This window comes from Cupriavidus sp. L7L (genome assembly GCF_004353535.1).
Classification (GTDB): domain Bacteria; phylum Pseudomonadota; class Gammaproteobacteria; order Burkholderiales; family Burkholderiaceae; genus Cupriavidus; species Cupriavidus oxalaticus_A.
In genome coordinates, this window is record NZ_SMNY01000003.1 from 283,569 (window position 1) to 306,235 (window position 22,667).

General features: G+C 62.1%; 21 protein-coding genes and 1 pseudogene. 6 read left to right on the forward strand and 16 right to left on the reverse strand.

Going from position 1 to position 22,667, the window contains the following annotated elements:
- Window positions 1–323 precede the first annotated feature (323 nt).
- Complete coding sequence (locus E1J61_RS03315; protein ID WP_207951173.1) at window positions 324–1,655, reverse strand: GAF domain-containing protein; 1,332 nt, start codon at window positions 1,653–1,655, stop codon at window positions 324–326.
- The gene (locus E1J61_RS03320; protein ID WP_165971414.1) at window positions 1,652–2,092 is read right to left on the reverse strand and encodes a hypothetical protein; all 441 of its coding nucleotides are present in this window, start codon (window positions 2,090–2,092) and stop codon (window positions 1,652–1,654) included. The genes E1J61_RS03315 and E1J61_RS03320 overlap by 4 nt, the downstream gene beginning before the upstream one ends.
- A gap of 182 nt (window positions 2,093–2,274) precedes the next feature.
- Here E1J61_RS03320 and E1J61_RS03325 point away from each other — a divergent pair, with 182 nt between their 5' ends.
- Window positions 2,275–3,798, forward strand: coding sequence for an NAD(P)/FAD-dependent oxidoreductase (locus E1J61_RS03325; protein WP_133092719.1), 1,524 nt, complete (start codon window positions 2,275–2,277; stop codon window positions 3,796–3,798).
- A gap of 184 nt (window positions 3,799–3,982) precedes the next feature.
- Here the strand turns inward: E1J61_RS03325 and E1J61_RS03330 are convergent, their stop codons facing one another.
- The 4 genes from E1J61_RS03330 to E1J61_RS03345 all read right to left on the reverse strand — a co-directional run bounded on the left by E1J61_RS03330 (window position 3,983) and on the right by E1J61_RS03345 (window position 7,023).
- Window positions 3,983–4,747, reverse strand: coding sequence for an amino acid ABC transporter ATP-binding protein (locus E1J61_RS03330; RefSeq protein ID WP_133092720.1), 765 nt, complete (start codon window positions 4,745–4,747; stop codon window positions 3,983–3,985).
- Window positions 4,748–4,836: 89 nt separating this feature from the next.
- The gene (locus tag E1J61_RS03335; protein WP_133092721.1) at window positions 4,837–5,487 is read right to left on the reverse strand and encodes an amino acid ABC transporter permease; all 651 of its coding nucleotides are present in this window, start codon (window positions 5,485–5,487) and stop codon (window positions 4,837–4,839) included.
- A gap of 12 nt (window positions 5,488–5,499) precedes the next feature.
- Window positions 5,500–6,159, reverse strand: coding sequence for an amino acid ABC transporter permease (locus E1J61_RS03340; RefSeq protein ID WP_133092722.1), 660 nt, complete (start codon window positions 6,157–6,159; stop codon window positions 5,500–5,502).
- Window positions 6,160–6,228: 69 nt separating this feature from the next.
- Window positions 6,229–7,023 (reverse strand): transporter substrate-binding domain-containing protein, encoded by a 795-nt coding sequence (locus tag E1J61_RS03345; protein ID WP_133092723.1) that lies wholly within the window; start codon window positions 7,021–7,023, stop codon window positions 6,229–6,231.
- 304 nt (window positions 7,024–7,327) lie between these two features.
- Here E1J61_RS03345 and E1J61_RS03350 point away from each other — a divergent pair, with 304 nt between their 5' ends.
- From E1J61_RS03350 to E1J61_RS03365, 4 genes are all read left to right on the forward strand, one after another.
- Window positions 7,328–8,212 (forward strand): MurR/RpiR family transcriptional regulator, encoded by an 885-nt coding sequence (locus E1J61_RS03350; RefSeq protein WP_133092724.1) that lies wholly within the window; start codon window positions 7,328–7,330, stop codon window positions 8,210–8,212.
- A gap of 70 nt (window positions 8,213–8,282) precedes the next feature.
- Window positions 8,283–9,509 (forward strand): diaminopropionate ammonia-lyase, encoded by a 1,227-nt coding sequence (locus tag E1J61_RS03355; RefSeq protein ID WP_133092725.1) that lies wholly within the window; start codon window positions 8,283–8,285, stop codon window positions 9,507–9,509.
- Window positions 9,506–10,783 carry a Zn-dependent hydrolase gene (locus E1J61_RS03360; protein ID WP_133092726.1) on the forward strand — a complete coding sequence of 426 codons (1,278 nt, stop codon included), beginning with the start codon at window positions 9,506–9,508 and terminating at the stop codon, window positions 10,781–10,783. Before E1J61_RS03355 ends, E1J61_RS03360 begins: the two co-directional genes overlap by 4 nt.
- A 62-nt stretch (window positions 10,784–10,845) precedes the next feature.
- Window positions 10,846–11,796, forward strand: a complete 951-nt coding sequence (locus tag E1J61_RS03365; protein WP_133092727.1) for an N-carbamoyl-D-amino-acid hydrolase — start codon at window positions 10,846–10,848, stop codon at window positions 11,794–11,796.
- 234 nt (window positions 11,797–12,030) lie between these two features.
- On the opposite strand, the pseudogene E1J61_RS03370 reads toward E1J61_RS03365, so the two are convergent.
- The 8 genes and pseudogenes from E1J61_RS03370 to E1J61_RS03405 all read right to left on the reverse strand — a co-directional run.
- Window positions 12,031–12,159 (reverse strand): annotated as a pseudogene (locus E1J61_RS03370) (transposase); the annotation flags it as partial.
- Window positions 12,129–13,529, reverse strand: coding sequence for an amidase (locus E1J61_RS03375; protein ID WP_133092728.1), 1,401 nt, complete (start codon window positions 13,527–13,529; stop codon window positions 12,129–12,131). The gene E1J61_RS03375 and the pseudogene E1J61_RS03370, both read right to left, overlap by 31 nt.
- A 19-nt stretch (window positions 13,530–13,548) precedes the next feature.
- Window positions 13,549–14,679, reverse strand: a complete 1,131-nt coding sequence (locus tag E1J61_RS03380) for a GTP-binding protein (RefSeq protein ID WP_133092729.1) — start codon at window positions 14,677–14,679, stop codon at window positions 13,549–13,551.
- Window positions 14,680–14,755: 76 nt separating this feature from the next.
- Window positions 14,756–15,457 carry a cyclase family protein gene (locus E1J61_RS03385; protein ID WP_133092730.1) on the reverse strand — a complete coding sequence of 234 codons (702 nt, stop codon included), beginning with the start codon at window positions 15,455–15,457 and terminating at the stop codon, window positions 14,756–14,758.
- A gap of 111 nt (window positions 15,458–15,568) precedes the next feature.
- On the reverse strand, window positions 15,569–16,300 hold the full coding sequence (locus E1J61_RS03390; RefSeq protein WP_133092731.1) for an ABC transporter ATP-binding protein: 732 nt from the start codon (window positions 16,298–16,300) through the stop codon (window positions 15,569–15,571).
- Window positions 16,297–18,129, reverse strand: coding sequence for an ATP-binding cassette domain-containing protein (locus E1J61_RS03395; protein WP_133092732.1), 1,833 nt, complete (start codon window positions 18,127–18,129; stop codon window positions 16,297–16,299). Before E1J61_RS03395 ends, E1J61_RS03390 begins: the two co-directional genes overlap by 4 nt.
- Complete coding sequence (locus E1J61_RS03400) at window positions 18,126–19,001, reverse strand: branched-chain amino acid ABC transporter permease (RefSeq protein WP_133092733.1); 876 nt, start codon at window positions 18,999–19,001, stop codon at window positions 18,126–18,128. The genes E1J61_RS03395 and E1J61_RS03400 overlap by 4 nt, the downstream gene beginning before the upstream one ends.
- 112 nt (window positions 19,002–19,113) lie before the next feature.
- Window positions 19,114–20,313 carry an ABC transporter substrate-binding protein gene (locus E1J61_RS03405; RefSeq protein WP_133092734.1) on the reverse strand — a complete coding sequence of 400 codons (1,200 nt, stop codon included), beginning with the start codon at window positions 20,311–20,313 and terminating at the stop codon, window positions 19,114–19,116.
- 247 nt (window positions 20,314–20,560) lie between these two features.
- Between E1J61_RS03405 and E1J61_RS03410 the strand changes: the two genes are divergently transcribed.
- A complete protein-coding gene (locus E1J61_RS03410; protein WP_133092735.1) occupies window positions 20,561–21,457 on the forward strand; it encodes an IclR family transcriptional regulator in 897 nt (298 codons plus the stop codon).
- On the opposite strand, the gene E1J61_RS03415 is transcribed toward E1J61_RS03410, so the two are convergent.
- A complete protein-coding gene (locus E1J61_RS03415) occupies window positions 21,409–21,849 on the reverse strand; it encodes a tripartite tricarboxylate transporter substrate-binding protein (RefSeq protein WP_165971415.1) in 441 nt (146 codons plus the stop codon). The two genes, E1J61_RS03410 and E1J61_RS03415, sit on opposite strands and share 49 nt — an antisense overlap.
- Window positions 21,850–21,851: 2 nt before the next feature.
- A complete protein-coding gene (locus E1J61_RS03420) occupies window positions 21,852–22,658 on the reverse strand; it encodes an enoyl-CoA hydratase/isomerase family protein (RefSeq protein ID WP_133092737.1) in 807 nt (268 codons plus the stop codon).
- Between the last annotated feature and the right edge of the window lie 9 nt (window positions 22,659–22,667).

The window sequence follows — 22,667 nt, forward strand, 5'->3', positions numbered from 1 at the left end:
AGCAACGACCGGCGGCGGCAGGCGGCGGCCCCGACGCTGCAGCCGCGGCCTTGCGCGCGATGCAACGCTGGATTGCACGGGTATGCCATTCATGCCGGCGGCGATCGCGCCTAACCTTCCTGCATCCCCGACGCATCGCGTTGAACAAGGGGAAGCGACATGGAAAATAAAGCCACTCTTCACTATGTGAGACAAAGACAGCCAGGTTGCCGAGCGCAAGCGTAGTCGCCGAAGAAGCGCAACTGGCCGGTCTGCGGTCTGTGAGGCGCCTTTGCGCATGCCGGCAGGGAGGTCCGGACATGCCAGCACCAACATTTCGCCGCTCACCCAGCCCTCATAAGCACAGGCACCCCATCCACAACCAGCCGGACCTGCCCCCGCCCCGCATGAATTAACTGCACGGGCAAATTCTTCTCGCCCAACCGCCGCCGGAGCAGCAGCATCCGCGTTTCGAGGTTGTCCTTGATCTCCGGTAGCCGCAGCGCCTCCGCCAGTCGGATCTCGCGGTTGCTGAACGCGTTCCGGCCTTCGTTGATGTAGACGCCGAGCATATAGGCCAGCAGGCGTCCCGCGACGCCCTTTATAACGTAGGCGTTGTCGATGAAGACGCTATCGTCAACAGCGTGGTGCGTCACGTGGATGACGCGATCATCTGGCAGTCCGGGCACCGTGCGGAGCACTGGCGGGCGGGCATCCGGGACCAGCGCTTCGCAGAGCGCCAGAGCCAGTGCGCACTGGCTGGCGATCATTTCAAGTGTCGTTTCATGTGCCGTGCGAAAGGCGATCCGCTCCGGGCTTTCCACAAACAACACGCCGCGCAGCGTGTCCTGGGCCAGCATGGGGACGGCCATCTGACTCATGGCGTCGGGCAGGCTGGGCAGCACGATGATGCGGGTGCGGTTCTCGTCGGCGGGGCTGGTGGCTTCGATCGCGTTGCCCAGCCGCCGAATCCGGCTCAGGTCATTGACTTTCACCGGTCGCCGGGTGACGGCGGCGATGCCAATTAGTCCCTCGTCGAATGCCACTTCGGAACCAACGCCGGAGCGGCCGTAGCCGCGGCTGACCACGGTGGTAAGCAGGCGTCGGATTGGGTCGCTCTGCAGCACGATGGCATGCGGGAATCCCAATTGCGCGCAGCCATCGAGCACTGCACCCATTACGCCTTCCGTATCGCTTTGTGCGCTGATGGTTTTCATCACCTGGCCGAGGACGGCAAGATCGGGCGCCGGCGATGCGTCGCCCGCATGATCCGTCCCCGCGGGAGAAACCACAGGTACGATGTCATCGACGCGGAACACGTCGATGGCCTTGAGACGCATGATGCCAGCCATGCCGACTTGGGCGCTGCTGGCCCGCAAATGGTCTGCCACGCGCTTGAACAGCGGCCCTTCGTCGCGGGATGAAACCCAGGTGATATCCAGCTTGTACTGACCGCCGTGGCGGGCGCTGACCAGCAGCAGGCAGGCATGCGGATTGGCGCGGATATTGGCGGCGGTCTTGGCGAAGAACTGGTTGGAGATGGCGATATGCGCGTCGTCCACCATCACCACCTGCGACAGGTAGGAGATATTGGGCGTGCCGTCGGCCGCAGTTGTGGCGATGATCGAGGGGATCACGCCTTCGAAGCAGTCGTCGAGGTCGCGCAGTGGCATCATCCCGCACCCCTAGCCGTGGGTGAGTCTGCGGCGGTGCCTGCCTTTGGCCCGGGGGTCTGGATGTAGGCCTCGCGCACATGCAGCCGTGCGACCGTCAGCTCCCGATCCGCGAGCCACGACGAGACCAATTCGGGCCGCAGTCCGAGGCCGCCGAACAAAGCATCGATGTCGGCCCGGTAGCGCCGGGAAAGCTCCAGGTCTGAGGAATCGACTGCGCGAAGTTGGGCGAAGCCTTTCAATTGATAGGAGACATAGTCCGCGGGGCGAGCAAAGGTGACGGCGGCCTGCCCGTTGGCGGCTAAGTTGTCCATCGCTTCCGGCCATTGCCAGGCGGACACGATGACCTCGACGATTTCCTCGTCGATCGCGCGAGCACCGACCGCGCGAGCGATCGAGGGGCGGTTGGCCTGGTCTCGCGTGCCCACGATGATCATCACGGGGCTCGCGATAAAGTCCAGGATCTCTTCTGATAGCCGCATATTGGCCCGGATTGTCTTCGCTTCGCAAACGGTTAGGAACAACTTAGGAAGTACGACAAGCCGCTTAGCAACTTTTTAGCGACGTTATTTTGTGTGGCAGATTATAACGTTGGGACCATCGACAAAAGGGTAGTCCCACCATGCAACATCCGAAAAGCAGGCAGGTTGCCATCATCGGCGCCGGCCCGGGCGGCTTGGTCTCGGCTCGCTGGCTGCTGCAGCACGGCTTCGAGCCGATCCTGTTCGAGGCCGGCGACCGGCTCGGCGGTCAATGGAACTTGTGCAGCGCGGCCAGCGCGACCTGGTCCGGGATGCGCACAAACACCAGCCGAGTCACGTCGGCCTTCTCCGACCTGGACCATGGCACAGATGTCGCGACGTATCCGCGCCAGGATCAAATGCTTGCCTATCTGGAGCGCTATGCAGCCCGCTTCGATTTGCTGCGCTGCATCCGCTTCGGCACGCGTGTCGAGCGCCTCGAGGCCGCGGAGGGCGGCTGCTGGCGGCTACGCTCGCGCAGTGCGAGCAGAATGCACGAAGAGAGCTTCAGCCAAGTAATCGTGGCCACGGGCGCGCAAGCCGTGCCGCTACTGCCCGACATTCCTGGCATGGCGAACTTTACCGGCGCGCTCGGTATCGCACATACCGCGCGTTACAAGGGTGCTGAGCCTTACCGAGGCCGTTCTGTGCTGGTGGCCGGCTGTTCGATCAGCGCCCTGGAAATCGCCTCTGATCTCGCTTTTGGCGGAGCAAACGTCACAGCAGCCTACCGCCGCCAGCGTTATATTGTCCCTAAGCTAATTGCGGGCGTGCCGGCCGAACATATGCTGTTCCACCGCGCGGCAGCGCTGGCGGGCGAGGCGCTTCCGGCCGAGGCGCTAGCGGATAGCCTGAAGGCGGCCGTGCTTCGGGCCGGCGGCGCGCCCGACCAGTTTGGGGCGCCAGTGCCCGATGCCAATGTGTTTGCGGCGGGCATCTCCCAGTCACAGGGATTCCTGCCGGCGGTGGCCGAAGGCCGCGTTACCGTGCGCCCCTGGATCGACCGCATCGACGGGGGCACCGTGCGCTTTACCGACGGCACTGTCGCAACGCCCGATGCGATTCTCTTCGGAACCGGCTATGGCCTGTCGGTGCCGTGGTTGGCGCCAGACATTGCACGCACGCTGAACTACGACGGCAGGGGGCTAGACCTGCACGCTCATACCTTTCACCCGAACCTCCGGGGACTGGCCTTCGTCGGCCTCTACAACCTGGTCGGCCCCTATCTGCCGGTGCTCGAACTGCAGGCCCGTTGGATTGCCTACACGCTGGCCGGCCTGGCACCCATGCCGTCGCCGACACAGATGGCGCAAGGGCTGGCGGCGTGCCGGGCGATGCGGCAGCGCGGGCAGCAGCCAGTGCTACATGATCTTGCGGTTTCGCTGGCGCGCCAGATCGGCGCGGAGCCCGATCTGGCGCGCTGGCCCGAGCTCGAACGCGCGCTGTTGTTCGGCCCCCTGTCGCCGGTCTCGTTCCGCCTGCAAGGCCCAGACCACCTGAACGACGCGCCGACCCGGACGCTGGCAGCGGCTCAGGCATTCGGGGCAATACGCGGCCCGGAGTTTACGCCCGAGGAGCTGCGGTTGCGCAGCTTGATCGGCAGCCGGGAAGCCGCCGTCGCCTGAACCGCGCCTCGCGTCGCCAGCCAGTCCAGTCGCCCACGCACGCTGTACGTCCGGGCCGCGAGGGGCCCGACGCGGCGAACGCCACCTGGTTCGTCGTGGCGCTCCGGGGAAGGCGGCCTCGACTTCGAGGAAGAAAGCCTTCGATCACACCGGTGTTCAGCAGTTCGGGCAGCTGCGCCGCGGATCAGCCGTGCATGGCCGACAGGAACTGCTGCAATTCCGCCGTCCGTGGGTCGCCGAACAGCTGCTCAGGGGTGCCGGTCTCGTGCACCCTGCCGTGGTGCATGAAGACGATGCGGTCGCTGACCTTGCGCGCAAAGTTCATCTCGTGCGTGACCATGATCAGCGTCATGCCGTCGGCGGCGAGCGACTCGACCACACTCAGCACCTCTCCCACCAGCTCCGGGTCCAGTGCCGAAGTGATTTCGTCGCACAGCAGCACGGCCGGGTCCATCGCCAGCGCGCGGGCGATCGCCACGCGCTGCTGCTGTCCGCCACTGAGCTGGTCGGGGTAGCTGTCGAACTTCTCGCCGAGGCCGACGCGCTGCAGCAGTGCCTGCGCGCGCCGGCGCGCATCCGCCTTCGGCACGTCCTTGACCAGCGTGGGCGCGAGCATCACGTTCTGGCCTGCGGTCAGGTGTGGGAACAGGTTGAAATTCTGGAAGATCATGCCGACGCTCTGTCGCAGTTCGCGCATCGTCTTCGCGTCGCCGTGACGCAGCACCTGGCCGTCGATCGACAGCTTGCCTTGCTGGAAAGTCTCGAGCCCGTTCAGGCAGCGCAGCAGCGTGCTCTTTCCAGAACCGCTGCGGCCAATGATGCAGACGACCTCACGCCGGCCGATCTGCAAGTCGATGCCCTTCAGGACTTCGTTGTCGCCATACTGCTTATGCAGGCCCTCGACATCGACGAGAGCAAATGGCTGGGTGGTGGCGTGTGATGTGGACATGGATATGCAGCTTGGAGAGCCTTGCTAAGGCTTGGTAGGCGTGGGTGGGGGGCTCGGTGCGAGCCCCCGTCGCGGTTCTATCTGCGGATTCAGGCATGCGCCTGCCAGCCGCGTTCGAGCCTGCGGCTCCAGAGCGACAGCGGGAAGCACAGCGCGAAATACAGCAACGCGACGCAGCTATAGACCAAGAAGGGCTGGAAGGTCGCGTTCGAGATCATCTGCCCGGCCTTGGTCACTTCGACGAAGCCGATCACCGAAGCCAGCGCAGTGCCTTTGACGATCTGCACCATAAAGCCCACCGTCGGCGCCACCGCGATGCGGGCCGCCTGCGGCAGGATCACGTAGCGCAATTGCTCGCGCAGGTTCAGCGCAAGGCTGGCCGATGCTTCCCATTGGCCGCGCGGAATCGCATCGACGCAGCCGCGCCAGATCTCGGTCAGGTAGGCGCTGGCATAGAGCGTGAGACACAATGCGGCGGCGAACAGCGCCGAGGTTTCGATGCCGATCAGCGCCAGCCCGAAATAGGCCAGGAAGAGCTGCATCAGCAACGGCGTGCCCTGGAACAGCTGCACGTACAACGCAATGCCGCGCCCCGCCCCCGGCACCCGGGAAATGCGCGCCACCAGCAGCAGCAGGCCGACGACGCCGCCGCCGACGAAAGCAATCAGCGACAGTCCGACGGTCCAGCGCAACGCCAGCAGCAGGTTGCGGAAGATGTCCCACAGTGAAAACTCGATCATGGCCGTCTCCTGTCAGCGTCCGAACAAAAAGCGCGGCCCGATCCAGTTCAGGGCCTGGCGCACCGCAACGGCCAGCGCCAGGTACGCGACGGCAACGGCGATATAGGCTTCAAAGTTCCGGAAGGTGCGGCTGGCGATAAGGTTTGCCGCATAGGACATTTCCTCCGCGGAGATCTGGCTGCAGACCGACGAGCCCAGCATCACGATGATGATCTGGCCGACCAGTGCTGGCCAGACACGCTTGAGCGAAGGCGGCAGCACCACGCGCGTGAAGATCTGCCAGCGGTCGAGCGCCAGGCTCTGCGCGGCTTCGATCTGCCCGCGCGGCGTGGATTCGAGGCCGGCGCGGATGATCTCGCAGGCGTAGGCGCCCAGGTTGAGCGTCATCGACAACACGCAGGCCACCTCGGGCGTCAGCCGCACGCCAATCGTCGGCAGGCCGAAGAAGACGAAGAACAGCTGAATGATGTAAGGGGTGTTGCGGATCGCCTCGACATAGCCGCCGACCATGGCGCGCACCCACGCCGGCGCGTGCAGGCGCGACCAGGCGCACCCGATGCCGAGCACGGTGCCGGCGACTGCCGAGAATGCCGTCAGCAGAACGGTCAGGAAGAGGCCCTGCAGCAGCATCGGCCATTGCGAGAGCACTGGCCCGAAATCAAAGGAAATCATACGCAACAGCCACACAGAAGCGAAGGTGGAACCCGCGACGGCGCGCGCCGCCGCGGTCTTGGCAGGTTCTTATTCGGGCAACTCGCCGGTGCCGCGGCCGAGCCAGCGCTGCGCATAGTTACCCAGCGTGCCGTCGGCCCTGGCTTGGCGCAGGATCTCGTTGACCTTGGCCAGCAGTGCGGTTTCGCCCTTGCGCACGCCGATAAAGTTAGGCGAGTCCTTCAGCAGCAGCTTGTATTCGGCGTCCACCTTCGGATACTTCTGGATCGCCATGGCGGCGACCGCAGCCCCGGTGGCAACCAGCTGGGTCTGCTGCGTCACGAAGGCGGCCACCGTCGAGTTGTCATCCTCGAAGCGCTGGATCTTCAGCGTGGGCGGCGCGACCTGCTGCAGCACGTCGTCCTGAATGGTGCCGCGCGTCACAGCGATGGTCTTGCCCCCAAGGTCGGCAAAACTCTTGATGCTCAGGCTCTTCGGCCCGAACACCGCCTGGTAGAACGGCGCATAGGCGATCGTGAAGTCGATCACCTTGGCACGCTCGGCGTTCTTGCCCAGCGCCGACACGATCAGGTCGATCTTCTTCGTTTGCAGATAGGGAATGCGGTTAGGCGTGCTGACCGGCACAAGGTCGGCCTTGACGCCCATCTTGTCGGCAATCATCTGCGCCACGGCCACATCGAGCCCCTGCGGCTTCAGGTCGGGGCCCATGAAGCCATACGGCGCAAAGTCGACCGGGATGCCGATTGCAATCGACTTCTTCGCCATCACCGCGGTCAGGGAATCGTCGGCCTGCGCAGGCGCCATGGCGACCAGGGCGGCAGTGACGAGGACGGTGGCAATGGCGGTGAACTGTCTGCGTTTCATAAAACACCCTTTCTTCAGTCGGTCGAGGAGAACGAAGGGCCAATTCGCAAGATGCATGCCACGGCTCCTTGAAGCGTCGCCCGGAACCAGGAAGAGATAACACTCTCTTTAGATTCGACGGATTACGCGAGATCAGGCAAGCCATGGTGGCAGTTGGCATCGTCTTTGCTCGGGAAAGATCGAAACGTGGAACAGTAGTTTCACATGCTACAAATAGAGAAACTCTGGTTCCATAACTGTGCGAGACGGCGCCAAACCGGTGCAGCCGGAACGAGACCCAGGTATCGCAATCGATCGCTCCGACATGAACACTTACGACGCGCTCGAAGCGCAGATCATCCAGTGCTACGGTGAGTTTTCCGGAACCGACAAGAAGCTCGCCGACGTACTGCTCAGCCGCAAATCCGAGTTGCTCGGATACTCCGCTACCGAGCTCGCCGACCTGGCGAGCGTGTCCAAGGCGAGCGCCGCCCGCTTCTTCCGGCGGCTCGGCTATGCCGACTTCGGCGCGTTCCGGCAGGCGTTGCGCGACCAGCGCGCCAGCCAGTCTCCGCTGGCAAAGATGGGGCGCGCTGCCACCCCGCGTGGCGCTCGCACTGGTGTGGCTTTACCCGCGCTCGCCGGACTGCAGGCACATGTTCAGCTCGACGCGCACCGCCTGGCCGCCCTGCCGGAGCAGCTCAGCGAACGGGTACTCGATACCACCCTGCGCGAACTGGCCGATGCGCGCCGGGTCTGGGTGGTCGGCTATCGCAACAGCTTCATGCTGGCCTTCTATGCCAATGCCTTGCTGTCGCAGGTACGGCCGGAGGTCTACCTGCTCAACGAGCAGGCCGGCAAGGATGCCGAACTGATCGCGGAAATCGACAGCAAGGACGTGCTGCTCGCGGTCGATTTCCGGCGCCGCGCGCGCCGGCTCGCACCGATCGTCACGCTGGCCACCGAGGCGGGGGCGAAGATCATCCTGCTCAGCGATGCGCCGGTCTCCGCGCTGACCACGCACGCCACCGCCGTGCTGCGCTGCTCGCACCATGGCGACCAGGTGTTCGACTCCTATGTAGCCGCGACCAGCCTCGTCAATTACCTCGCCACCGCGATGGCGCGGCGCGCCCGCAAGCGCGCGCGTGCGCGGATGGCGCGGGTCGAACGCGCGCATGACCTGCTCGACGATCTCGACCTGCAGGCGTGAGCGCCCCGCATCCCGAATACAGCGCGAGTCGGCTCGCGCAACCCCCTCTCCTGTCAACACCGGAAGTCCCATGTCCACGTTACCGCAGCTCAAGCTCGATCTTTTCGTCAACCCTGCGCGCACCCGCAGCGAAGACTATGGCAGCACGCGCGAGGCCATTCTCGGTGCGCCGGCGCTGGCCACCGCGCAACGCGCCATCACCGCCTGGGAGGGCTACCGGCCTACGCCACTGCATGCGCTGCCGGCGCTGGCCGCCGCGCTGGGCGTCGGCAAGATCCACTACAAGGACGAAGGCACGCGTTTCGGTCTCGGCAGCTTCAAGGCACTGGGCGGCGCCTATGCGGTGGGCCGCCTGCTGGCGCGCGAGATCGGCAAGCGGATCGGCCGCGCGTTGACCCCTGCCGCCCTCACTTCGCCCGAACTGCGCGCGCTGTGCGCCGATTACACGGTGACCTGCGCCACCGATGGCAACCACGGGCGTTCGGTCACATGGGGCGCCCGGCGGTTCGGCTGCGCCTGCGTGATCTACATCCACGCCGCCGTCAGCGAAGGACGCAAGGCGGCGATCGAGCAGGTCGGCGCGACCGTGGTACGGACTACGGGCAACTACGACCAGGCGGTCCAGCAGGCCGACCGCGACGCTCGCGAACGCGGCTGGCACGTGATTTCCGACACTTCGTATCCCGGATACATGGACGTCCCGCGAGATGTCATGCAGGGCTACCAGGTCATGGTGGCCGAGGCCGTCGACGCGCTGCCCGAGTGGCCAACGCACGTCTTCATCCAGGCCGGCGTGGGCGGTTTCGCCGCCGCCGTCTGCGCCTACTTCTGGGAACGCAACGCAGCGCAGCGCCCGGTATTCGTGGTGGTCGAGCCGGACGCGGCCAACTGCCTGTACCGCAGCGCGCGCGCCGGCCACGTGACGGCGGTGACCGGCACGCTCAATACGCTGATGGCGGGCCTCGCCTGCGGAGAAGTGTCACTGCTGGCGTGGGAAGTGCTGGCCCACGGCGCGGATGCCTTCTGCACCATCGATGACGGAGCGGCGGTGGCGACGATGCGCTTGCTGGCGAATCCCGCTGATGGCGATCCCGCCATCGTCGCCGGCGAATCCGCGGTAGCGGGCCTGGCAGCCGCCATTGCGGGCATGCAAGATCCGCAAGCGCGTGCAGCGCTGGGCCTCGGCGCGCGCAGCCGCCTGCTGTTCGTTGGCAGCGAGGCCGATACCGATGCCGGGTTGTACGCGCGGCTGGTCGGGCGCAGTGCCGACGCCGTGCGCGCGGGAGCGCAGGCATGACAACGAACCTTAGCGCGGACAGCGGCCGCACGGCGCTCGACACCGAGTTCCCGGGCATCGACGGCGCGCGGTTGCTGCGCCGGCTCGACGAACTGAATACGCATGGCGCCATCAACGGCGGCGGCGTCTGCCGCTTGGCGCTGACTGACGCCGACCGCGCGGGGCGCGACTGGACCGTCGCGCAAATGCGTGCGCTCGGCATGGAGGTTACCATCGATGCCATCGGCAACGGCGTCGCGATTCATGCCGGCCATGAAGACCTGCCGCCGGTGATGGTCGGCTCGCACATCGATACGGTACGCACTGGCGGCAGGTACGACGGCAACTATGGCGTGATGGCCGGACTGGAAGTGGTCGCTGCGCTGCGCGATGCCGGCGTGCGGCTGCGCCGCCCGCTGGCGATCGCCTTCTTTACCAACGAGGAAGGCGCCCGCTTCCAGCCGGACATGATGGGCTCGCTGGTTTTCGTGGGCGGCATGCCGCTCGACGAAGCGCTCGCGGCAGGCGGCATCGACGGCAGCACGGTCGGCGCGGAACTGGAGCGAATCGGCTATCGCGGCGATGCGCCGGTCGGCCGGCCCGAGGTCGACAGCTTTGTCGAGCTGCATATCGAACAGGGCCCGGTGCTGGAGCGCATGGGCGTGCAGATTGGCGTGGTTGAAGGCGTGCAGGGAATCAGCTGGACCGAATTCGTGCTGGAAGGCGTGTCCAACCATGCCGGCACCACGCCGATGGCCCTGCGGCACGACGCTGGCTACTGCGCCGCACGCATCGCCACCTTCGTGCACGATCTGGCGCTGCGCTACGGCGGCCGCCAGATCGGCACGGTCGGCGCGATCCGCTTCGAGCCGAACCTCGTCAACGTGATTCCGAACCGCGCGACCTTTACCGTCGATCTGCGCAACACCGACGTCACGGCGCTCGCGCAGGCGGAAGCCGAGGTGCTCGCCTTCGCGCACCAGACCTGCGCGACGGAAGGTGTCGCGCTGCGCCAGCGTTCGCTGGCGCGCTTCGAGCCGGTGGCGTTCGACCCGCTGGTGACCGACCTGGTGCAGCGGCACAGCGACGCGCTAGGCCTGTCGACCACGCGGATGCCGAGCGGAGCGGGCCACGACGCGCAGATGCTGGCGCGCGTCTGCCCTGCGGGCATGATCTTCGTTCCCAGCGTGGGCGGACTCAGCCACAATGTTCGCGAGTTCACCGAAGCGGCCGACCTGGTGCGGGGCGCGCAGCTGCTGATGCGCGTGGTCGTCAGCCTGGCCAACCGTCCCTGAACGACCCGGGCACAGCCCCCCGATCCAACACCTTCTCTTCCCCCGAATTTCAGGAGTCAATCGTGTCCCGTTTCATCCATGTCGCACTTGGCCAGCTGGGCCCGATCGCACGCGCCGATACGCGCGTGCAGGTGGTCGCGCGGCTGTGCGAAATGATGCGCGAAGCCCATGCCTGCGGCGCGCACCTGATCGTCTACCCTGAACTGGCGCTGACCACGTTCTTCCCGCGCTGGTATATGGACAGCGATGGGGAAATCAACAGCTTCTTTGAACGCGAGATGCCGAGTGCCGACACGCTGCCGCTGTTCGCGCTGTCGCGTGAGCTCGGCGTGGGCTTCTATCTCGGCTATGCGGAACTGGCCAACGAGAACGGGCGCGAGGTTCGCTACAACACCTCGATCCTGGTTGACCGCAGCGGCACCATCGTCGGCAAATACCGCAAGGTGCATCTGCCCGGCCACTGCGAGCACGAACCATGGCGCCGCTTCCAGCATCTGGAGAAGCGTTACTTCACGCCCGGTGACCGCTTTGGCGTCACCGAGGCCTTCGGTGGCAAGATCGGCATGGCCATCTGCAACGACCGGCGCTGGGCCGAGACCTATCGCGTGATGGGCCTGCAAGGGGTGGAGATGGTCCTGATCGGCTACAACACGCCGGTGCACAACGCGCCCGCGCCCGCGCACGACGACCTGTCGCTGTTCCACAACCAGCTGTCGATGCAGGCGGGCGCCTACCAGAACGGCACCTGGGTGGTCGGCGTGGCAAAGGCCGGGATCGAGGAAGGCGTCGACAGCATTGGCGGCAGCTGCATCATCGCGCCATCCGGCGAAGTGGTCGCGAGCTGCATCACCAAGGGCGACGAAGTGGCGATCGCACGCTGCGACCTCGACTTCTGCGCGCTATACAAGCGCACCACCTTCAACTTCGACCTGCACCGGCAGCCGCACGCCTACGGCATGATCGTCGAGCGCAGGGGCGAAACGCTGCGCGCCGATGGGTCGCCGCTTGGCTAACGGAGCTGAACAGACCAGGCGATGTTCACCGGGTTGCTGAGGCAGGATGAGGGACGCGACACGCGACGAGCGGGCTCGGGAACCGAAGCCCGGCGTAGCGGTGGCCGGCAGCATGCCAATCAACGTGGCGCCCGCAGGGCGTCATCCAGGCCCTTGCTCCTGTCTTCGCTGTCAGGGACGTCGCCCATTCTGCCGCGAATGTAAGTAAGGATGCGGCGCGTTCAACCGGTCGTCGCTCAGCTTGCCGGCTTCCGCAGCCTTGATCCAGTTGCGCAGCGTCTGCTCCGACATACCCAATTCGCGGGCCACGGCGCTCACCCCCTGTCCGTCCTTCAGAGACAAGGCGGCCTTATATTCCCCCATGGATGCTCCATTTCAAATGCTGATGCCGCTCGGAAAATGTCAGTCTCAGCATTGATCCTCGAGACCAATTGAAGTCCCACTGGCAAGCCTGCCGATGTGAATCCTACTGGTAGTGACGCGGCTGGTTGCCCGGTGAGGTTGAACGGGTATGTGTAGTACTGCCAGGTGCAGGGATTTCGTCCCGCAAACTGAGGCGGTACGTCCACGTTCACCGGGAACGCCGGCACGGGCGCTGTAGGTGTGAGGAGCAAATCGAACGACTCGAACATCGCGCGGATCCTTTCGCGAAACTCGTAGCGCGCGAACACTTTCGTGTAGTACTCCAGTAGCGACTGGTCGAGCGCCTTGTCGAGAAGCGATGCCACGGCCGGATCGAGGATCTCCCGCGACTCGCTCAGTGTGCCGTTCAACCGTGTCCCCACTCCCGCATAGAATTCCGCCATCCACAGCTGGTCCGGGTCTGGGCCAATTCCTTCCGGCAGTTCGACAATCTCGCATCCCAACTTCTCAAAAACCCTCACCGCGGATTCGCAGAGACTCAAGACCTCTTGGTCGGGCTTCGCGTAACCGAGCGTGGGGCTCCATGCCAATCGCATGCCTTTGACTGGGAGATCGCAGGCTTGAAGCCACGCCGGCACGGGAGCGGCGACCGAGAACGGATCGCGCCCATCTTGCCCAGCGATTGCCGACAATAGGAGAGCGGCGTCTCTAACGGTACGCGCCAGAGGACCGACATGCGCCAGCGTTGGTGTGGCTGAAGCGGGGAACACCGGCACGCGCCCAAACTGAGCCTTGATGCCAAACAGGCCGGTAAGTGCCGCAGGCTCGCGGATCGATCCACCGCCATCGGTACCCAGTGCGAATGGTGTAACGCCAGCCGCCACGCTGGCAGCCGCACCGCAACTTGATCCGCCCGGCGTACACTCGGTATTCCACGGATTTCGCGTCACGCCCGTGAGCGGAGAATCGCCGACAGCCTTGCACCCGAATTCGCTCGTAGTCGTGGTTCCCACTATGCACGCGCCCGCCTGCTTGATGCGCCCTACGGCCGGCGCATCCGTCTTCGCAATGTTGCTGGCCATCGAGCGCGAGCCGAACGTCTGCCTCACACCGCCCACGGAGATGAGATCCTTGACCGAGATGGGCAATCCGTGGAGCAGGCCCACGGGCTCCCCGGCCATCAGAGCCCTTTCTGCCGACCTGGCAGCGTCCATAGCCAGGTCAGGCGTTCTGGTCACGAAGCAGTTCAACAGCGGCTCGACCGCTTCCAAGCGTGTCAGACACTCCTTCATGACCTCGACCGGTGAAACAGCCTTGCTCAGGATTGCCTCGCGCAGATGAAGTGCCGAGGAATATGCGTAGTCCTGCATGGTTAGCTTTCTCTTCGACTTAAATCAGACCCAGCGCTCGATCAAGCTGAGGCTCCGTACTCGCGACGCACTGTTCGAATTGCGCCAGGATCTGGTCCTTTGCAAGGCTGCGACCGATGAGCACGACACGGGTTTCCGCCTCGCTACGCGGCCAATCCTCTGCATAGGTCAGCGGACTGAATACACTTTGAACTCCCTGCAGAATGACCGGCTTGTCGATCTCAAAGAAATTTAGCAATCCCTTTACCCGATACAGGTTGCTGCCGTACGTCTCTACCTGATGAGCGAGGAACCTCATCACCTTGTCATAGGAGAGTGGACGCGGCTCTCGAATACTGATTGAGGCAATATCGGCAAGGTGAGATAGACTCGGATCATGCTCATGCACATGCCCGGTTACGCACTCTGTGCAGGAGGCGTCGTGCTGATGCTCATGGCTGCCATGACTGGCGTGGTGGGCACGCTCTGCGCCAATCCATGTTGCGATCGCGGACTGCTTGGTATTCGGATCAAACAAGTCGAGGCCAAGGAGCGCGTTCGCCCGCAGGTTTCCAAAGGAAGCGACCTCCTTAGGCGACAACGGATTCAGGCGATTGACAATCTCATGGGCGCGCTTTCGCTGACGATCAGTAGCCAGGTCGCTCTTGGTGAGCACCAGCTTATCGGCGAGAGCAACCTGCCTCATCGCTTCCTGCGAGCCTTCGACCTGGCTCTCGATGTGCACCACATCCACCAGCGTCACGATTGCGTCCAGACGGTAGGTCAGACTCAGCGACATATCCGTGTAGAAGGCCTGCGCAAGCGGGGTCGGGTCAGCAAGGCCCGTGGTCTCGATGATAATGCGCTCGAAGTCGACTTTTGGTTCTACGAGGCCCGCCTTACGCATATAGAGCTTGTACAAGGCTCCGATGAGATCGTCCTTACTGGAGCAGCAGATACAGCCGTTGCTGAGTTCCAGCATATCGTCTGACGACCTGGCGATCAGGTCCCCATCGATTCCAATCTCGCCAAACTCGTTGACAATGACGGCGATGCGACCGCTCGAGGGATCTGACAGGATGCGATTGAGCAGCGTTGTCTTGCCTGCACCTAGAAATCCTGTCAGCAGCGTGATGGGAATCCGCTGGTCGTTGTTGCTCGCTTCGGTCATGGTCTTGTATCTCCGCTGCTTGGGAGGCAGCAAGCGATTTGCTGCCTCCCCTGTCATTTAGACTGTGTTCCTACGCTCAGGCATCGAGAACGGCCCAGGCCCGGACCGGCGAACCGCTGCCCTGATGGATCTTGAGAGGCGGGCCATAGAACATGAATTCCTTCTTTCCGACCAGTTCCTCGAGATTCACGAGCCACTCGTAGTGGGTAATGCCACGATCTCGGCAAACGCGATGGCTAGGGAACAGGTTATGAGAGGGCTTGTCGGTGGACGGCCCCTCGACGCCGTGCAGCTTGGATCCCCGGTCAGCCAGCCAGTGCGTAGCTTCCGCGGTCAGGCCAGGATTGGTCCAGACCACCTCAACATTCGGGTAGTGGCGCTTATGGAGGCCGGTGTTCATCAGTACGATATGACCGTCTACCTTCACCCCTGCCTTCTCTTCCGCTTCCTCCAAATCCTTAACGTCAATATCGCCAAGGTCCGGGATGTGGGTCAGATCGAAGCAGACTGCCTTCCCCATGAACATGTCCAGAGGCATTTCGTCCACGGGCAAGCCGTCCGGATTGGTGTGATAGAACGCATCCACGTGCGTCGCGATATGGTCGATCGTAGCGATGAACGTCGTGGCGAACGTCATCTTGTCTTCCGGCACGCCCAAGCCAAAGGACTGTGTCTTTTGATGCGTCAGATGCGGCGTGACGATCGGACGCTGGAACAGCTTGTGCGCCGGCATGTTGTCAGCCAGCGTCAGCGTCAGGTCAACGATACGTTGTGGCATTTCCCTTCTCCTTTCTTACTCTCAGTGAAAACACGTGAATTCCTCTTACCGACCGGTCGGCCGATACAGCGGTGATTCGACAATCCAATAGGACCAATAGGGCGGCAGACTTCAAGCTGCCTTTCCCAGGTATGCCTCCATCACCGCCGGGTTTCCGGCGAGTTGTGCCGACGGACCACTCATGGTGATGCGACCGTTCTCCATCACGTAAGCACGAGTGGTTACGGAAAGTGCCTGCACGGCCAGTTGTTCGACGAGCAGAATTGCCAAGCCCTGCCGGTTCAACTCTTTCAAGACCGGAAATAGAAAATCGAGGACCTTGGGCGCTAGACCGAGAGATACTTCGTCGATCATCAACAACCTGGGCTTGGACAATAGCCCCCGACCAATCGCAAGCATTTGCTGCTCGCCACCCGAGAGGGAACCTGCAGCTTGCAATCGCCGTTCCTTCAAGCGTGGAAAGAGGTCGTAGATCCTGTCGATATCTCCCCGCAGGGACGCGACGCCCTTTCGCTGAGCGTGTATGTAGCCACCGAGGATGAGATTGTCTTCCACGGTCTGATCCGCGAAAACGTAACGCCCCTCTGGTACCATCGCGATTCCGCTCGCAACCATTTCGTGCGGACCACGGCCATGCACCTGCTGCCCTGCAAAAGTAATGGCGCCAGCAACCGGCTTCACGACCCCCGCGATGGCCTTGAGAGTTGAGCTCTTGCCAGCGCCATTTGATCCGATGATGCCGACGAACTCGCCCTCGTGAACTTCGAGGGAAACCGCACGTGCCGCTTCGATCCGTCCATAGTTCACGGATACGCTATCAAGTTTCAATAAGGGGTTGCTCATGACCGCACCTCCAGCGCAGGCTCAGGATCTTCCTGTGACTTGCTTGAGCCAAAATAGGCTTCAATCACGGCAGGATTGTTTCGGACTTCGGCCACCGGCCCCGACGCGATTACTTTTCCGTAATCCAGGACGGTCACATGGTCCGAAACAGCCATGATCATGTCCACATGGTGCTCGACAAGAATCATCGTCATGTGACGTGCGGCAAGGTCCCGGATCAGTCCACTGAGGCTTTCGATTTCGCCGTGCGTAAGGCCCGCTGCAGGCTCGTCAAGCAAGAGAAGCTTGGGTGATAGAGCAAGCGCTCGCGCAATCTCCAGCCGTCTCTGGTGACCAAACGGGAGGTTCTTGGCCAGTTCATCTGCAAAGCCCGCGAGTCCGACGTACTCAAGTAGAACCTGCGCCTCGTCCTGGAACCGCTTCTCATCACGAAAGAAGCTAGGCATCCTGAACAAGGTCGAGAGCAATCCGCTTTCAAAGCGCGTGTGATAGCCGACCAAAACATTCTCGAGAACTGTCATGTTGCCGAATAGCTCCGTGTTCTGGAAGGTTCGTGCCAGCCCCATTCTTGCGAGTTCGTGGCTCACCTTTCTAGTGGCTGAGACACCCAGGAATTCAATCTCCCCGCCGGTTGGTGCGTAGAATCCGGATACACAGTTGATGAACGTCGACTTACCTGCACCATTGGGGCCAATGACGGCGTGAACCTGCCCTGCCCTGAGAACTTCACTGACGTTATCGTTGGCAACCAGGCCGCCAAATGCCATCGTCAGTCCCTTTGTCTTCAGGCAGACCGCGCCTCGTTGCGCATCGACCTGCAGCATTGTGTTGATACGCGTGCCGAGCCGCGGCCACTCCTCGGATGCACGGCTAACGGAAGCGCGAAACCGACCGCGAAGATTGGAGAGGGTACCGACGACGCCCAACGGGAGACAGAACATGACCAGCGCGAGAAGCGCGCCGTAGGCGAAACGTTGCCACTCCCCGAAAGCCTGCAGGTACTCCGGAAGGAACGTCAGAACGCTCGCGCCCAGTACCGGCCCAACGATGGTTCCCGAGCCACCGAGAATAACCATCAGAAGGAATCGGACCGAGTCGTCAAATCTGAACGTGTCGGGGTTGACGTACAGATTCAGATAGGCATACAGACCGCCAGCCATTCCGGCAAAAGCTGCAGCAATGACAAACGAGAACGTTCGAATGGCAATGGGATTGATGCCCATCGAGCGAGCCGCAATTTCGCTCTGACTGACCGCACGCATCGCTCGCCCGAAGCGCGACTTCATAATGTTGTAATGCAGTACGTACGCCGCGAGGAACAGCACTGCAAGTAGATAGAAGTATCCCGTATCGTCCAGCGCTTTACCCAGAAAGGCTGGTCCCGGAATTGCCGAAATCCCGTTTGTTCCACCTGTTACGCCCTGCCACTCAATGGCAACGTTCTCAACAATAATGCCGAATGCGATTGTGATGACGGCAAGATAAACGCCCTTGACACGTACCGTTGGGTAGGCGAGTAATGCGCCGAACAGGGCGGCTACTATCGTCGCAATTACGATTGTGGCGACGAATCCGACGCCAAGCTTGGCGGCCAGAATCGCGGCTACATAGGCACCGATGGCAAAGAGTCCTGCCTGCCCCAGACTCACCAGTCCCGTGAGGCCTACCAGGATGTTTAGACCAAGTGCGACAAGCGCGTAAATGGTTAGAAGCATCCATATACGCAGCTCATAGGTGTTCGACACAAGCTGGGGCAACAAAGCCATCCCTACGCCGAGCGCGCCTACGAGCGAGGGAAACAACAAGGATCTGAGTTTTTCGGCTTTCATACCTTCATTGCCTCCTTCTTGCCAAACACGCCTTGAGGGAACGCGAGCAGCACGAGAATCATGATTGAGAATCCGATGACTTCCCGTGCCGCTGTGCTGATGTAGCCCTCCACGAATTTCTCCATGACGCCGTAGAGCAGACCCGTAATCACTACGCCACGTGCACTCGTGATGCTTGCCATGATCGCAACGGCGAAGCCCTTGAGGCCAATGAGCACGCCCATCGTCGTAGAGACCTGTATGATTGGTCCGACGAGAACCCCTGCGGCACCCCCGAGACCTGCGGCCAAGCCGAAGGAAATGGCAGTGATGCGATTTACGTTGATGCCCATCAGACCCGCTGCCACTCGATTAAATGCAACTGCCCGCATGGCACGACCTAGCACGGTCCGTCGATAGAAAATGTCCAATGCAAGCATGAACAAGACGGCAAAGGCCGGAATGAAGAGCTCTTGAGCGTAGACGCCGGCGCCGAGAATTGAGATGGGCTTGTCTACCCCGGGGGAAGGCAAGGCTCTCGCGAACGATCCGAACTTGATCGTGGCATACGACTCCACCATGATGCCGATCGCAATCGTGGTTAGCATCCAGCCGATCGCCGTACCGTCCTTGTTGAACGGACGAACGGCAAATCGCTCGATTAGCACGCCATAGCCGATGCATACAAGGATTGCTGCAGGGATCCCAAGCACTATTGGGATATTCGCGTCCATAGAGACTACGGCGATCACAGCTCCGACCATTAGGACGTCGCCGTGGGCGAAGTTCACCGATCGACAAGCTGACCACATGATGCAGAACCCCAACCCGATCAGGCTGTAGATCGCCCCGATGGACAGTCCGCTGAGGATGTATTGCACAAAGGAGCTCATTGCAGATCCCTCCTCTTATCCTTTCGGATATACGTTTTAGGAAACTCGGGCAAAAAGAGATCCAGCAGAAGCATCCGAATCAATGCTTCTGTTATGGATAGTTAATGCGCGATTACTTGTAGGGAGTCTGGTCTACCGGCAACAGTGAACCGTTGTACCAAGCAGTGAGCTTGTAGTATTTCTGCTTGATCGCATCGTGCTGCTCTTGCGCCTGTCCGAACGCCGGATCGTAATTCGCCACCAAGCCCTCATATTTGACTCGGTAGAGTGCGTCGCGGACCTTCACACGGTCATAGCTCCCGGCTCCTGCAATAGCCTTTGCGAGGATATGTACGGCGTCGTATGCATTCGCGGTGCCACTCCCCATTTTCAGGTCAGCAGGGCTCTTGACCTTGTATTTGTCGGCGATCTTTTGATACACGGCGGCCGTCCTGGGCTCTTGCTTGCCCATCCAGGAAAAAGTCTGGAAGACCAGCACTCCATTCGCCAACGGGCCGGCGAGTTCGCCCAGGTTCCCGGCCAGTCCCCAGGCGCTGGCGATTACCGGCTTGTACTTGAGCTTGTCCATCCCCCGGAGAATTTGGTTGCCTTCCCGGTCCAACGCAAACATGACGATCGCATCGGCGCCTGCATCCCGCGCCCGGATGAGTTGCGCCGTCATATCCTGGTCGCCCCAGTTGAACGTCTCCATGGCAACGGGACTGATGCCCTTAGCCTGCAAGGCCGCCTTCACGTCGGGAGCGGCCCCATTTCCCCAGCCTGTGTTTTCATAGAAGACGGCAATTTTCTTGCTCGCGGATTTTCGCAGCGCAACATCTGCGAGGTATTGCGCAACCCAACGGTCCTTGGCCGAGACCCGGAACATCCAAGCATTTTTGCCCGAATCGTGCTCGATGATTTTCGTTCCCGCCGCCATGACGCCGACGTAAGGGATGCCGATCTGTTCAATAGGCTCACGCATTGCGAGGGCAACGCCACTATGGTATCCGCCGAGTATGGCGATGCAGTTGTCGGCCATGGCGATGCGCCTGACGTTGTCGACGCCTTTGGGCGGTTGACCGCCGTCGTCATACACCTTGAGCACGAACTTCTTGCCGAGCACACCGCCGCTTGCGTTGATCTCGTCGATCGCGATCTCGGCCCCCATCCGAGCCGCCAGTCCAGTAAAGGCCTGCGGGCCCGTCAGTGCGCCCGACAAACCAATGCAGGGCTGGCGCTCCTGCGCATGGCCGATTTGGGCGGCCGTCGTACAGATTACAGCGCATGCAGCTGCTGTCACTTTGCGAAACGAACTTTTGAATATCGACTTCATTGCAGACTCCCCATTTGTCTCATAACGGTGCAGGAAACTTTCTTTACGCACTCTTTTAAGGCGGTTATTAATGAAACAGTATCTTGTATCCCCGGTTTGGGGCGTCCATGTTGTGGACTCTTTTTAATTGCCACAAAGTTGTTAAAAAGATATCCTCAGGATCAAAGAGTTACAACGCTTCTTGGTAAAAATAGAAGTCCACGATATGGACCATGTGGTTGCGAAAGCATCGAAGGAGACTCTTTAGATGAAAAAGGTGGCCCCTACCCCAGCATTTTCTGAACGTAGTAAAACGTCCGGCACGCAGAGCATCGAACGCGCGGCAAGGATCCTTCGCGAGATCGCTTCCTATAGCGTTCATGGTTTACGCCTAGTTGATTTGTCCAAACAACTCGGTATCGAACGCCCTACCGTCCATCGGATGCTCAACTGCCTGATTCGGGAGGGGTTGGTGATGCAACATGCGACGTCTCGGCGGTACCTGCTGGGATATGGTCTCTTCGAGTTGGGTCTGACCGCGGCCTCTCACTTCAAGCTCTGGCAGCTTTGCGAGCCATCGCTGAAGCGTTTGGCAGACGAGACTGGCGGCATTGCCTTCATGACGATCCGGAGCGGGGCGGACGCCATCTCCGTCGCTCGTGCGGAAGGACGGAACGCCATCAATATCCCGAGTCTGGAGATCGGCGTGCACCGGCCACTGGGAGTCGGGGCGGGAAGCCTTGCGCTGCTCATGTCCCTGCCGGACGATGAAATCGAGCGGATCGTGTGCGCCAACGCGAGGCGTTTGTTCGGCTACGGCAAGCTAAGCGTTCCGCTAATGCTCGAGATTGTCAGAGCCTCCCAGGAGGTTGGGTATGCCGTGCACGATAGCCGCCTCATCGAAGGCGTGAGCGGAGTCGGGATCGTTGTGCATGACAGCCATGGCGCGCCACTCGGAGCAATCAGTATCACGGCCTTAGAAGAACACCTACCTGTCAGCCGCCAGATTGAATTTCTTGCCCTGCTCCGGAAGGAGTCGCGCAAGATTCAGAATCTTGTTCATCAATCGAACTTTGACATGGCCCAGTATGCTCATTTGCTCGCAGAAGGTGAGCTTTACAGTACTCGCGCGTTAGAGGTGGAATCCACCATAGCCCACCGCTGAGCGACCGTCTGGTTTTGGAATGGCAACCCGCTACCGTCGGTGCGTCCCACCTGGCCGCCAAGCAGATCGGTGACCATCGGGGCGCTGCCCTTGTAGGGCACCTGCGTAAGGTCGATGCCTGCCAGGCTCTTGAAGTACTCCATGGTCAGGTGATTCGACGTGCCATTGCCCGCCGACGCGTAGTCGAGCTTGCCCGGCTTTGACCTGGCCAACGCCACGAAGTCCTTGAGCGAGCGGATCGGCGAATCCTCGCGAACTGCCAGAAGGTTCGGCGAATAGGCGCCCAGCGCCACCGGCACCAGGTCCCTGGCCGTGTCGTAAGGCAGCTTCTTGTAGAGGTTCCCTTTGACGCGCCGGCCGCGCGGCGCCGCAGCGCCTTGCGGCCCAGCCACCTTCACTCGCCGCGGAAGGCCGGCGTGCGTTTGCCGTGGAACGCCTCGACGCCCTCGCGGAAGTCCGCCGAGCTGCGCAGCCGGCTGTAGCAATGGCCTTCCAGTTCGATGGCGATCGACAGCGGCGCGTCCTCGGTGTCGTTGAGCAGCTTCTTGGCGGTGCGCTGCGCCAGCGGCGAGAAGCCGCGCAGCTCGTCGACCAGCGCATCGGTAGCGGCGGCCAGTTCACTGTCAGCCACGCAGTCGACAGCAAGGCCCCAGTCATAGGCCTGCTTGCCCGGGATGCGCCGCGAACGCATGACGATGTCCTTGGTGCGACCAATGCCAACCATCTTCTGCAGGCGTGCCGAGCCGCCCGAACCGGGGATCTGGCCCAGCTTCTGCTCGGGCAACGCATATTCGGTGCTTTCCGTCGCGATGCGGAAATCGCACGCCAGCGACAACTCGAAGCCCACGCCGAAGCAGTAGCCCTGGGTGGCAGCGATCACCGGCTTGCTGCACCGCGCCGGCGCCGCAACGTTCCATGCCAGCTTCGACACATGCTCGGGCGAAGCTTCGAGGAAGCCCTTGATATCGCCGCCGCTGGAAAAGTGCTTGCCCTGGGCGCGCACCACGATCACGCGCACGCGCTCGTCGTCGTCAAGCGCCTCGAAGGCCATGCGCAGCTGGTCGCGGGCATGCATCGAGATGACGTTGTACGGCGGGCGATGCAGCACGATGTCGGCGCGCTCGCGCGCGGCGTCGACATCGACGGAAAAGCCGTCGAGATCCTTCAGCAGGTCCTGGCCGCGGTGGGTCAGTTGGGTCATGTCTTTGCT